The organism is Haloprofundus halobius (assembly GCF_020097835.1).
Classification (GTDB): Archaea; Halobacteriota; Halobacteria; order Halobacteriales; family Haloferacaceae; genus Haloprofundus; species Haloprofundus halobius.
The window spans coordinates 1,479,688-1,491,517 of the sequence record NZ_CP083666.1 but is presented as its reverse complement, the minus strand read 5'-3'; the positions used below and the strand labels follow the sequence as shown (position 1 = coordinate 1,491,517).

The 11,830-nt window shown below is 67.9% G+C and carries 12 protein-coding genes; 5 read left to right on the top strand and 7 right to left on the bottom strand.

What is annotated here, in order from left to right; genetic code table 11:
* Positions 1–35: 35 nt before the first annotated feature.
* Positions 36–1,214, top strand: coding sequence for a M24 family metallopeptidase (locus LAQ74_RS07800; protein WP_224336803.1), 1,179 nt, complete (start codon positions 36–38; stop codon positions 1,212–1,214).
* A gap of 19 nt (positions 1,215–1,233) precedes the next feature.
* On the opposite strand, the gene LAQ74_RS07795 is transcribed toward LAQ74_RS07800, so the two are convergent.
* Positions 1,234–2,079, bottom strand: a complete 846-nt coding sequence (locus LAQ74_RS07795; protein ID WP_224336801.1) for an SDR family oxidoreductase — start codon at positions 2,077–2,079, stop codon at positions 1,234–1,236.
* Between the two features lie 78 nt (positions 2,080–2,157).
* Positions 2,158–3,159 (bottom strand): NAD-dependent epimerase/dehydratase family protein, encoded by a 1,002-nt coding sequence (locus LAQ74_RS07790; protein ID WP_224336799.1) that lies wholly within the window; start codon positions 3,157–3,159, stop codon positions 2,158–2,160.
* Positions 3,160–3,264: 105 nt separating this feature from the next.
* Between LAQ74_RS07790 and LAQ74_RS07785 the strand changes: the two genes are divergently transcribed.
* A complete protein-coding gene (locus LAQ74_RS07785) occupies positions 3,265–4,437 on the top strand; it encodes an MFS transporter (RefSeq protein WP_224336797.1) in 1,173 nt (390 codons plus the stop codon).
* Between the two features lie 28 nt (positions 4,438–4,465).
* On the opposite strand, the gene LAQ74_RS07780 is transcribed toward LAQ74_RS07785, so the two are convergent.
* Positions 4,466–4,684, bottom strand: a complete 219-nt coding sequence (locus LAQ74_RS07780) for a hypothetical protein (RefSeq protein ID WP_224336795.1) — start codon at positions 4,682–4,684, stop codon at positions 4,466–4,468.
* A gap of 106 nt (positions 4,685–4,790) precedes the next feature.
* Here LAQ74_RS07780 and LAQ74_RS07775 point away from each other — a divergent pair, with 106 nt between their 5' ends.
* Positions 4,791–5,579 (top strand): prephenate dehydrogenase/arogenate dehydrogenase family protein, encoded by a 789-nt coding sequence (locus tag LAQ74_RS07775; protein ID WP_224336792.1) that lies wholly within the window; start codon positions 4,791–4,793, stop codon positions 5,577–5,579.
* Positions 5,576–6,982 carry a small ribosomal subunit Rsm22 family protein gene (locus LAQ74_RS07770; protein ID WP_224336789.1) on the top strand — a complete coding sequence of 469 codons (1,407 nt, stop codon included), beginning with the start codon at positions 5,576–5,578 and terminating at the stop codon, positions 6,980–6,982. Before LAQ74_RS07775 ends, LAQ74_RS07770 begins: the two co-directional genes overlap by 4 nt.
* Before the next feature lie 33 nt (positions 6,983–7,015).
* Here LAQ74_RS07770 and LAQ74_RS07765 read toward each other — a convergent pair whose 3' ends face one another.
* From LAQ74_RS07765 to LAQ74_RS07755, 3 genes are read right to left on the bottom strand one after another with little or no spacing between them, the layout of a single operon-like run.
* Positions 7,016–8,065: an ABC transporter permease gene (locus LAQ74_RS07765; RefSeq protein ID WP_224336787.1), complete on the bottom strand. Its 1,050-nt coding sequence runs from the start codon at positions 8,063–8,065 to the stop codon at positions 7,016–7,018.
* On the bottom strand, positions 8,058–9,947 hold the full coding sequence (locus tag LAQ74_RS07760; RefSeq protein WP_425498525.1) for an ABC transporter permease: 1,890 nt from the start codon (positions 9,945–9,947) through the stop codon (positions 8,058–8,060). The genes LAQ74_RS07765 and LAQ74_RS07760 overlap by 8 nt, the downstream gene beginning before the upstream one ends.
* 20 nt (positions 9,948–9,967) lie before the next feature.
* Complete coding sequence (locus tag LAQ74_RS07755) at positions 9,968–10,888, bottom strand: ABC transporter ATP-binding protein (protein WP_224336784.1); 921 nt, start codon at positions 10,886–10,888, stop codon at positions 9,968–9,970.
* Between the two features lie 165 nt (positions 10,889–11,053).
* Here LAQ74_RS07755 and LAQ74_RS07750 point away from each other — a divergent pair, with 165 nt between their 5' ends.
* On the top strand, positions 11,054–11,266 hold the full coding sequence (locus LAQ74_RS07750) for a hypothetical protein (protein WP_224336782.1): 213 nt from the start codon (positions 11,054–11,056) through the stop codon (positions 11,264–11,266).
* A gap of 26 nt (positions 11,267–11,292) precedes the next feature.
* Here the strand turns inward: LAQ74_RS07750 and LAQ74_RS07745 are convergent, their stop codons facing one another.
* On the bottom strand, positions 11,293–11,433 hold the full coding sequence (locus LAQ74_RS07745) for a DUF7989 family protein (protein WP_224336780.1): 141 nt from the start codon (positions 11,431–11,433) through the stop codon (positions 11,293–11,295).
* Positions 11,434–11,830 lie beyond the last annotated feature (397 nt).

Here is an 11,830-nt window from a genome sequence, read left to right as displayed (position 1 = left end):
CAACCACTTTACCGTCGCGGCGTCCCCTCGGAGGTATGGAACCTGACCTCTCCTCGCTCTCCGAGCATCTCGGCTCCGAAGGCTTCGACGGCTACCTCCTCGACGCCGACGGCGGCGACTCCAACCAGTTGTACCTCTCGGGGTTCGACGCGCCCGACCCCTTCGTCACCGTCTTCACCGGCGACGAGACCCGTCTGCTCGTCAGCGGACTGGAGTACGGTCGCGCGAAGAAGGAGAGTCGCGCCGACGCCGTCTTCCGATTCGCCGACTACGACTTCCGGCAGCGACTCGCCGAGTACGGCCCGAAGGAGGGTCGTGCCCGAACTATCGCCGCGTTTCTGGACGACGCGGAGGTAAAATCCGTGCTCGCGCCCGAACGCTTCCCGCTCGGCACCGCCGACGGCCTCCGCGAACAGGGCGGCGACGTGACCGCCGAGTCGCGCGACGTGCTCGGCGACATCCGCGCGGTGAAGACCGACGAGGAAGTCGACAACGTGCGCGCCGCCCAGAAGGCGAACGAAGCGGCGATGCGAGCCGCCGAGAATCTCATCCGCGCCGCCGACATCGCCGCCGACGGCACACTCGTCTACGAGGGCGAACCGCTCACGAGCGAGCGCGTCCAGCAAGAGATCGAGATTACGCTCCTGCGTGAGGGCTGTGCGCTCGACGAGACCATCGTCGCCTGCGGCGAGCACGCGGCCGACCCGCACGACCGCGGGAGTGGGCCTCTTCTGGCGAACGAATCCATCATCGTCGATATCTTCCCGCGGAGCAAAGCCACGAAGTACCACGCGGACATGACGCGGACGTTCGTCAAGGGTGAACCGAGCGACGAGATTCGCGAGTGGTTCGAACTGACCGCCGAGGCGAAGGACGCGGCGTTCGACGCGCTCGAACCCGGCGCGACGGGGGCGGACGTCCACGACGCGGTCTGCGACGTGTACGAGGACGCGGGCCACGCGACGTTCCGAAGCGACCCGACCACAGAAACAGGATTCATCCACAGCACCGGCCACGGTGTCGGCCTCGACGTCCACGAAGGCCCCCGGCTCAGCCCCGACGGCGAGGAGCTGAAACCCGGCCACGTCGTCACCATCGAACCCGGCCTCTACGACCCGGCGGTCGGCGGCGTCCGCATCGAGGACATCGCCGTCGTCACCGAGGACGGCTACGAGAACTTCACCGACTACCCCGTCGAACTCGTCGTCGACTGAGGTCGCCGAGCCTCGGTCGTTACCCGTTCTGCCCGTAACCCGAATCGAATAGCCGCGCCGACGTGGGGCCGGGGTCGGTCCCCTCGACGACGGCGTACTGCGAGAACTCCGAAACTCCGGCCTCCCGAAGCAGTTCCTCGTCGTAGAACTCGTTACCCGTGCACTCGGTCGGGTCGCGCGTCACGAGTTCGAGCATCGCGTCGACGACGATTTGGGGAGTACGCCAGTCCTCGGGTTGGCCGAGTTCGAAGTGCCGCGTCGCCTCCGTCTCGATGGCCGAGACGGGCCAGATGCTGTTGACGGCGATCTCGTCGCTCTGGAGCTCGTCGGCGAGCGAGCGTGCGAGGAACGTCATCCCGTACTTCGAGAGCGCGTACGCTGCCTTTCCGGGCGACGGTTCCATCGTCGTCGGCGGCGAGTTCATCACGACGTGGGCGTGGTCGCTCTCGCGGAGGTACGGCAGCGCCGCGCGCGACGTCACGTACGCCCCGCGGGCGTTGACATCCATCAGGAGGTCGAACCGTTTCGCGGGAATCTCGTCGACGCCGCCAAACTGGATGGCACCGGCGTTGTTGACGACGATGTCGAGCCCGCCGAACTCGTCGACGGTCCGTTCGATGGCCTCCTCGACGTTCGACTCGTCGCGCACGTCGAGTTGCAGCGCGATGGAGTCGCCGCCGCGTTCGCGTATCTCCTCGGTCGTCTGGGTGACGGTCCCCGGCAGGCGCTCGTGTTCGTCCATCGTCTTCCCCGTCGAGACGACGGCGGCCCCGGCGTCGGCGAAGGCGAGCGCCAGCGCCTTCCCGATGCCTCGACTGGTTCCGGTGATGAACGCGACGCGCCCGTCGAGCGGTTTCTCGGTCATGGGTCACGTTCTCGCGGTCGGGCCTTGACTGTTCGCGTCGCTCCCGCCACGTGCCGTTCGCGTCTGTCGCGTCCCGCGTCACGACGTCCCGGCGTCCGGTCGCTCCGCCGCTGCCCCCGACCGCAGATCCTCGAGCGTCTCGTCCTCGCGCCACTCGTCGACGACCTGCCGGAGCCCCTCGCGGTAGGTCGGGTACGTCGGCTCCCAACCGGTCGCCGCGCGGAATCGCTCGTTCGTCGTCGGCATCGACGTGGTGAACTGCGAGACGGCCTCCGACCCGACGGTCGCTCGCGCGAGCCACGCGGGTACCGGAAGCGGCCTCGGCGCGTCCAGATAGTCGGCGAACGTTCGGAGGAACTCTCGGGTCGACACCGGTTCGTCGTCGACGACGTGCCAGATGCCGTCGGCTCCCGACTCGGCGGCGGCGACGAACGCGCTCGCGGCGTCGTCGGCGTGGATCGGCGCGACGACGACCTCGTCGCGGCCGAGCGGCCCTCGTCCGAGAGCGGGGAGGCGACGCCGCAGGAGCCGCTCGGCGTACTGGCGAGTGTGCGCCGCGTCCGGCGCGTAGAGGACGCCGCAGCGCAACACGGAGGCCGAAAACGGCGCGTCGTGACTCGCGGCCATCGCTATCTGTTCGGCGTCGACGGCCGACTGCGTAATGCGCGTCGGCTCTGGCGGCGACGACTCGTCGAACGGGTCGCCCCGAGAGTTCGCGGCTACCCAGACGACGCTCTGCTGGATGTAGCGTTCCGCCCCGACCGACGCGGCGGCGGTCGTGAGCGCGCGCGCACCCTCTCGGCGGACGCGGTCGTTTCGGTTCCACGCCTCCGTCGTCGGGTTCGGGTCGGTCGGAATAGCGGTCGCCGCGTGGATAACGACATCCGCGCCCTCGGCGGCGAGCGCGAGCGAGTCCGCGTCGAAGAGGTCACCTCGATACGGTTCGCCGCCGCGGTCAGCGACGAGTTCGTCCCCTTCGGCGTCCCGCGTCAGAGCGACCACGTCGTGACCGCTCTCTGTGAACTGCGAGACGAGACGCCGCCCCAACACACCTGTCGCACCGGCTACGAATACGCGCATAGGAGTGAGGCCAAACGCACGGCAAAAAATGTTACTCGTGTTACAGTCTCTCGTGCGGAGTTCCGCTATCAGAACCCACTTCGCCCGGCGCCGACAACGCTCGGCGTGAACTGGCGCTACCGGAACACCGTACTGGTCCTCTGTACGCTCGCGTTCTTCGCGACGATGGTCGCGCGCCTCGCCATCAGTCCGGTCGTCCCCGACATTACGGCGCAGTTCGGCGTCTCGAACGGTGCGGTCGGCCTCGCGCTCGCGGGAATGTGGGCCGCCTACGCGACAATGCAGTTTCCCAGCGGCGTCCTCGGCGAACGATTCGGCGAACGCCGCGTCATCCTCGCGGCCGTCGGACTCACTGCGGTCGCCAGCCTCCTTCTCGCCGTCTCGCCCTCGTTTCCGGCGTTCGCGCTGTTCACCATCGCACTCGGCGCGGGCGCGGGACTGCACTACACCGTCGCGACGACGTTCATCTCCAAGCAGTTCTCGAACATCGGCCGCGCCATCGGCGTCCACGTCGCCGGCGGCCCGCTCGCGGGACTCTCGGTGCCCGTCGTCGCCGCGCTCGTCGCCGCGCGCTACGACTGGCAAACTGCGATGCTGCTCGGCGCAATCGCCGCAGTTCCGGTGTTCCTCCTGTTCCAGCGGCGCATCGAACCCACGACGCCGGAGCGGCCCGACCAGCCGATGCGCGAGCGGTTCGCGTTCGCCTCGCTGTTCGAGTTGCTCTCGCGGCCCGAAATCGTCTACACCACCGTTCTGGCCGTCGCCGGCGCGTTCACCTGGCAGGCGACGGCCTCGTTTCTCCCGACGTTTCTCGTCGCCTACCACGACCTCTCGGCGGCGACGGCGAGCGCGCTGTTCTCGCTATACTTCGTCGTTCACGGCGCGACCCAACCGGTGATGGGCTACCTCTCGGACCGGTTCGACCGCGACGCCGCCGCCTCGCTGTCGATGGGTCTCGGCGTAATCGGCTACGTGACGCTCGTCGAAGGGTCGACGCTCCCCGTCTTCGCCGTCGGCGCGTGCATGGTCGGCGTGGCGATGAGTTGGGGCGCACCGATTCAGTCGCGCTTCATCGACAAACTCTCCGCGGAGGAGCGCGGCGCGGGGTTCGGTCTCGTCCGCACGGTGTACATGCTGCTCGGTGCGACCGGCAGTTTCGTCGTCGGCGCGCTCTCGGACACCGCGGGGTGGGCCGTCGCCGTCGGCCTCCTCGTCGTCGTGATGGGTGTCGGCTTCTCGGTGCTCGCGGTGAATCGAGCGCTGAAGTTGGGGTTGTGAGAAGCGAGAGTTCGTCGCGGGCGACGAATCAGCCGATTCGCTGCGGCGGCGGACCGTTCAAATCCGAGTCCGTCGCGATAGTGAGCGAGACGACGAGCAGGACGAGGCCGGTTCCGACGCCGAACGCAATCCAGAGGGCGTGCGCACCCGCGAGAAACGGGGTGACGACGGCGACGACTGCCAACAGGGCAATCACGGCCGCCCCGAACTTACGCCGTTTGGCGTCCTCGGCTCTCGTGTCTCTCATACTGTGTCAACGTATCACGGACCCGTTAAAGATTGCGACTCTGACACGTGATACCGGATAGGCAGCATCGAACGGCTTTTGCGACGCCACTGGCAACGGATGCGCAATGAAACTGCTCATCGTCGGCGCCGGGTCGATGGGTCGATGGGTCGCCGACACGCTCTCGGCGGAGGTCGCGTTCGCCGACACCGATGCTCGGGTGGCCGAGGCGGCGGCCACGGCCCACGGCGGCCGCGCCGTCTCGACGGACACCGACGAGCGCTTCGACGCCGTCTGTCTCGCCGTCCCCATCTCGGCCGTCGAGTCGGCGATTGCCACGTTCGCACCGAACGCCGACAGCGCCGTCTTCGACGTGACCGGGGTGATGGCCAGTCCGCTGTCGGCGCTGCGCGAACACGCTGCCGACCGCGAACGCGCGAGCTACCACCCGCTTTTCGCCCCCGAGAACGCGCCGGGGAACGTCGCCGCCGTCGTCGACGAAGGCGGCCCGACGCTCGACGCCGTCGACGAGGCGTTCACGGTCGCCGGAAACGATGTCTTCGAGACGACGGCCGGCGAACACGACGGCGCGATGAAGACTGTCCAGTCCGGCGCGCACGCCGCGGTGCTCGCCTACGCGCTCGCCGCGGACGACGTGCGCGAGGAGTTCGCGACGCCCGTCTCCGCCGCGTTGGACGATATCGTCGACACCGTCACCGGCGGCACCCCGCGCGTGTACGCGGAGATTCAGGAGACGTTCGACGGCGCGTCCGCCGTTGCCGAGGCAGCCGCCCGAATCGCAGACGCCGACGGCGACGCGTTCGAGCGACTGTACCGGGAGGCGGGGCGTCACGAGTCGGTCGAACCCGACGAACTCGGACGCGGCGTCGGCGACGACGGAGGCGAGGAGCGATGACCGACCGCGAGGCCGTCGTCTCGAACGCGAAGTATCTGCGCAACGTCCGCCCCATCGACCCCGAGGAGATAGCCGAGTACATCGAGGGCTACCCGCATCCGGCCGTCGTCAAGCAGACCCTCCGCGAGGAGGCGTTCGACCTCGGGTTAGTCGAACAGGAGGACGGCACGTTCGTCCCCGTCGACGACACGCCCGTTCCCGTCCGCGACTGGCGACCGACGGCGCTTCCCGACGACTACTCGTTCGCCGTCGAGGACCTGCTCGTCGAGCGCTACGGCGCGAACTGGCACACGGGCGAATCAGGAGACGAACTCCGCGAGGCCGTGCGTCGGCTGAAGGAGGATTACTACTACCAGAACGACGTGGCGTACGACGAGACGGCCGCACTCGGCTACGCCGTCTACCACCTCGCCGACTACTACGCAGAGGTGGGCTACGTGTCGAACGACCTCGCCGAGAACGGCCTGCTCCCGAGAACACTCCGCGTCGTCGACGTGGGCGCGGGCGTCGGCGGTCCGGCGCTCGGCCTGCACGACTACCTGCCCGAAGATTCACTCGTCGACTACCACGCCGTCGAACCGAGTGCCGCCGCCGACGTGCTCGACCGACTGCTCGGGGAGACGCGCGAGAACTTCCGGACGACGGTTCACCGCGAAACCGCCGAAGAGTTCGACCTCGATTCGCTCGGTGACGTCGACCTCGTGCTGTTCGGCAACGTACTCAGCGAACTGGACGACCCCGTAGCGGTCGTTCGTCGCTACCTCGACGCGCTGGCCGACGACGGCTCCGTCGTCGCGCTCGCACCCGCCGATCGAAACACGAGCATCGGACTCCGGGAGGTCGAACGCGCGGTCGAATCGGAGGCGGGCGCGACGGTGTACTCGCCCGAACTCCGCCTGTGGCCCGGGATGACGCCCTCGGACCGCGGGTGGTCGTTCGACGTGCGCGACGACGTGGGGACGCCGGCGTTCCAACGCCGCCTCGACGAGGGCGGCGAGGGAGACGGCACGTTCACGAAAACGTCGGTGCAGTTCTCCTACAGCGTACTCCGAAAGGACGAAAAACGCCGCGTCGACCTGCGCGCCGACCGGAGTCGCCACGCGCGGATGGCCGAGATGGAACGGCACGTCACCGACCGCATCGACCTCCTGGCGGTGAAACTCAGTCACAATCTCGCCGACGACGAGAGCAGGAACCCGGTGTTCAAAGTCGGCGACGGCAGCCAGTCGGTCGACCACTACGCCGTACTCACGAGAGAGTCGGGACTGAACCGCGAACTCACAGAGGCGGAGTACGGCGCGATTCTCGGCTTCGAGAACGTTCTGTGTCTTTGGAACGACGACGAGGAGGCGTACAACCTCGTCGTCGACGCGGAGACGTTCGTCGAAATCGTCGCTCCCTGAACCGAAGACGCGCTGCGACCACCTCCGCGGCACTCAGACGCTCGTCGCGTCGAACCGACCGACCGCCGCGCGAACCCCGCCGTACGCGACGACGGCGACGGCGACGTAGCCGGCGACGACGAGTGTCACCGTCGCATCGGCGCTGCCGATGGCGAGACGAGCGACGACGTTCGTCGGACTCAACGGGGAAAGGGTCGCGCCCGCGAAGGCGAGGAGCACGCCGAGCGAGTAAAGCAACTGGGCAGTCCGCCGCTCCGCGGTGAGGAGCGAAACAACGACGCCCAAACCAGCCGCGAGCACCGCCAGCGCGGCAACGAGCGCGAGCAACCGCCCCGCCCCGTAGACGGCGGTACCGTTGAGCGAGAGCACCGCGAGCCACAGCGCCGCCTGCGCGGGGGCGAGTCCCGCCGCCGCCAGCGACTTGCCGTCGACGATGTCGGTCAGCGACAGCGGCGCGACGCGGAGGAGTTCGAGCGTGCCGCGTTCGAACTCCTCGGTCACGGAGTCGACGACGAGCGAGCCGCTGATGAAGACAGGGAGAAAGAGCAACAGCGGAATCAGCGCCGTGTAGGTGAAGCCGTGGTACGGGCTCGTCGGCGGCGCGTCCGGCAGTTTCAGCGGCGGCGACGAGAGCTGTCCCGCGCGCTCGGCTCGCTCCCGACGTTCGAGTTCCCGGAGCGTGTCGCGCACCTGTGTGACGGTCACCGTCGTCCTGACGTTCTCGTCGCGGACCGTCGCGGCGACGTGTATCCGCCCGCCGCGGCGGTCGGCGTGGAGCACCGCGTCGACCTGCCGTCGGTCGAACGCCTGCTGTGCCGCCGTCTCCGAGTCGAAGAGAACCGGCTGTGTCCCGGAGACGCTGTGGGCCGCGTAGACGAGTTCGTAGCGGGCCTCGCCGGAGACGCCGACGTCGACCTCGTACCCGTCGGCGCCGCCGGGGTCGTACAGCGAGACGAGGCCGACCACGAGAAACGACGAGAACGCTGCGATGAACAGCTGGATGAGCAGCGCCAGCACGATGGTCTTCTCCGACCGCAGGACCGAGAGCTCGCGACGCGCGACGGTGAGACGCCGGTCACGCAACGGCGATCACCACCGCGAGGTTGTAGAAGGTGTGAACGGCGACGGCGACCACCAACGCTGCGGCGTAGTGAAACCGATTCTTGCTCGCGCCAACTGCAGTCAGGCTCGTCGTGACGACGTGGAGGAGAAGCGGCGCGGCCAAGAGCGCGAGTGCGCCGGCCCCGCCGATGCCGGGAACGCCCGAGGAGACGAACGCCGCCTGTCCGAGCGCCAACTCCGGAAGCCCGACCAGTTGGACGACGGCGGTCACTTTCTCGCCGACGAAGAAGCCGACGGCCGACAGCGAGCCCAAGACGACCGCCGTCGACACCGACCGCTCGAAGCGGTTCTTCTCGAAGCCGGCGTAGACGTGGACGCTCTTGGCGAACTCCTCGACGGCGGCGATCGATGCCAACAGAAGCGGCATCGAGAGCTGTACCGGCAGCGCGAAGAGGACGGCGACGGTGAGCAGTTCGGCGACGAAGACGAACGGGATGAACAGCGCGCTCAGCACGGCGACGGAGCGCTTCCCCGAGAGGCGACTGTCGAGCGCGTCGAGGAACTTCAGCGGGACCGCCCGCTGGGTGAACAGGTCCTCTTCTCGATACACGCCGACGCCGAGCAGGAACAGCACGCCGGAACCGAAGTAGAAGGACCCGGTGGCGAAGGCGTACTCGCCCGCCGACACGGCCGCGCCCTGCAGGTCGCGGACGACGAGCGTCAGCGGCGAGATGAGCGCGATGGGCGTCACGTCGGTGAAGATGGCCGGGACGAACGCGTAGGTCGTCAGGAAGACGGAGAGCGCGACGGTGACGAACGTGAGTTCCTTGAACGACCGGGCGAACATCGCGCCGACGAACGTCGCCGCCAGATACGCGAGCGCCAGCGGAAACACCGCGGCCACCGAGAGCGGACCGCCGCCGACGAGGACGGCGACGAGCGTCGTCACGCAGAGGATGGCCAGCGCGTACGGGAGCGTCTTCCCGGCGACGATGCTCGTCGGCGACAGCGGCGCGACCAGCAGCAGTTCGCCGCGGCGGTTGATGCGCTCGTTGAGCATCGTGCTTCCGTACGACTGGATGACGAAGTTCACCGGCACGAGGAAGGCGAACGCGAGGACGAGCGACCCGAACGGGAACGGCGGGGCGACGTCCGCGGGCGAGCCGGTGCTCTGGCCGCCGAACAGCGCGCCGGTACCGCCGACGTCGGGGACGGCGAGCGCACCGTCGTCGTCGGACGAGCTACCCGCATCACTCGTCCCGCCGGATTCGTCGGATTCGCTCGACTCGCCCGACCCGTCAGCGGAACTCGACTCGCTTTCGGACGCCGACGGGTCGTCGCTTCCCGTCGCTGGACCGCCTGTAGCTCCGTCCGTCGCCGCCGACCCGCCGGACGTCTCGCCGCGTTCAGCGTAGCGTATCTCGACGACGACGGGGAACGCCGCCGACTGATTCCCCTCGGCGAGCATCCGCCGGTCGTTGTACGACTGGACGGCCGACCGGTACGCGGCGGCGGCCGCGCGGCCGCGCTCGGAGTCGGCGGGAGTGACGGTACTACCTCGAACCAGCGCGTCTATCTCGCCGTCACGGAGCGCCGTCTCGTCGGGCGGGTGCGCCGCGAGCGGGGGACTCTCGGTCACCGCGTCGTGGTACGGGCTGTCGGTCGCGATGCCGACGCGGTAGATGTCCTCGTCGAGCGCGACGCCCGCACCGCCCGTCGAGAGCGCAGCCATACCGAAGACGCCGACGAGAACCGCGGCGGCGAACGCCGCCCCGGCGGTTTTGCGGTCGAAGACGCCGACCGTTCGGGCGGTCTCCCAGCGAGCGACGCGGAGCGTCTTTCGCGTCCAGTCGGCGACGCGCTCGGCTGTCGTTCGAGTCCAGTTGCCGACTCGGTCGGGGATATCGCCTCGACCACCGTCGCTCACGACTCACCTCGGGCCGTCGACCCGTCGTCGCCGGCGATATCGAGAAAGAGCGCTTCGAGGCTCGGTTCCTCGGTTCGAATGTCGGCGATTTCGCCGCCGTTGGACTCGGCCTCGGCGCGGACTGCTTCGACGGCGGCCATGTCGCCGACGACTCGGCGGTAGCGGGTTCGCATCGCGTCCGCGGGGGTCGTACTGTCTTCGACCCGCTCGGCTCCTTCGACGGGCACTGTCGTGAACACGCGGTAGGTCGTCCGGCCGTGTCGCTTCCGAATCTCGGCGACGGTGCCGCGAGCGACGATTTGGCCGCGGTTCATGATGATGACGCGGTCGCAGACGCTCTCGACGTGGTAGAGGTTGTGTGCGCTGAACAGCACGGTCTTGCCCGCCGCGGCGAGTTCCTGCGTGAACTCCAGCACGTAGTTCGTCGTCAGCGGGTCGAGACCGCTGGCCGGTTCGTCGTAAATCAGTACGTCGGGGTCGTTGACGAGCGACCGCGCGATGGCGACTTTCCGCTTCATCCCCTTCGACATATCGCCGAGACGACGGTCTCGGTGCTCCAGGTCGAGGCGGTCCAGCGTCTCCTCGCTCCGCCGAATCGCCTCCGCCCGCGGCACGTCGTAGAGGTCCGCGAAGAACCGCAGGTACGACCGCGGCGTCATGTCCTCGTACAGCGGCGACTCCTCGGGCAGAAAGCCGAGCGACGAGCGCATCTTCGGGTCGACGGCGTCGTAGCCGGCGACGGTCGCTTCCCCGGCGGTCGGTTCGATGAGCCCCGAGAGCATCTTCAGCGTCGTCGTCTTCCCCGCGCCGTTCGGCCCGACGACGCCGAATATCTCCCCCTCGCCGACCTCGAACGAACTCCCCTCCACGGCGACGAACCCGCCGTACTCCTTTCTGAGGCCCTCGACTGTTATCACGGTCGGGTCGAAGACCAACGACTTGATAAAATTATTGAGTGTCTTCGGAGACTTCTACCTCCTAACTAGTTGCAGATAAGATACGTTCCGCGGTGTCTGTCTCTCGATATGTCGATTTGTTCACTCGTGCGACCTTTTACTACGTGAAAGGTCGTGGTGGGGGGTGTGGCGTACGGTGACGACCTAACCCCGCGCTCGACGTTGCTCATTACCGGAGGGATCGCGCTCGTCTGCTTCGTCGCGGCGGCGATCCTCTCGATTCTGGGACCGGGGTTGCTCGGAACGACAGTGCTCGTCGGCGTCTTTGCCGTACTCGGCGTCGCGATCCTCGCCGGTGGCGTCGCTGGCGCGATGTATCTCGTCGTGTTCGAGGAGTGAGAACCAGTTACCGAGCGTCGCTCAGATCAGTCGTCGTCGCGGTCCGATTCGTCTCGGTTACCGCCGCGTCGCCAGACGTTGTCCGCGGAGACGCCGTTCGGCGCGGTGTGGCTCACGTCTTTCATCGTTCGTTTCTCTCCGTCTCGTGCGTCGGTGCTCCGTGACATCTTGGACCACGCTACCCAGCGACCCTTCTTAACGCTTTCCGGGAGGACGTAATAACATTCAATATCACACTTACGTCCTTATATTCGGCGTCGATTCGGCGGGAGTCGCCGCCTATCGGCCGACGACGGGACTTTGACGCGACGGGCGGCCAGAGGGTGTGGGGAGAACACAGGTGGCAGTACGACGAACGCCGAACGGAAGACGACTCGTCGTCAGTCGTATCGTCGGCGTTCCCGCCGAGCGCGCGCGGGACGTATCGGTCGAGACGCGTACTGGCCCGAGTGGGGACCGAGCGTCCGGGCGGTCGACCCACCGGACACACGGATACGGGCGTCCCAGCGACGGGCCACGTTCGCGTCGCGGGCGTCCCAGCGACGGGCCACCGCGTCGAATCTC

Excerpts from the sequence above, each read along its gene's own strand:
- LAQ74_RS07800 (WP_224336803.1), top strand. The coding sequence starts at position 36 with ATGGAACCTGACCTCTCCTCGCTCTCCGAGCATCTCGGCTCCGAAGGC.
- LAQ74_RS07795 (WP_224336801.1), bottom strand. The coding sequence starts at position 2,079 with ATGACCGAGAAACCGCTCGACGGGCGCGTCGCGTTCATCACCGGAACC.
- LAQ74_RS07790 (WP_224336799.1), bottom strand. The coding sequence starts at position 3,159 with ATGCGCGTATTCGTAGCCGGTGCGACAGGTGTGTTGGGGCGGCGTCTC.
- LAQ74_RS07780 (WP_224336795.1), bottom strand. The coding sequence starts at position 4,684 with ATGAGAGACACGAGAGCCGAGGACGCCAAACGGCGTAAGTTCGGGGCG.
- LAQ74_RS07775 (WP_224336792.1), top strand. The coding sequence starts at position 4,791 with ATGAAACTGCTCATCGTCGGCGCCGGGTCGATGGGTCGATGGGTCGCC.
- LAQ74_RS07770 (WP_224336789.1), top strand. The coding sequence starts at position 5,576 with ATGACCGACCGCGAGGCCGTCGTCTCGAACGCGAAGTATCTGCGCAAC.
- LAQ74_RS07745 (WP_224336780.1), bottom strand. The coding sequence starts at position 11,433 with ATGTCACGGAGCACCGACGCACGAGACGGAGAGAAACGAACGATGAAA.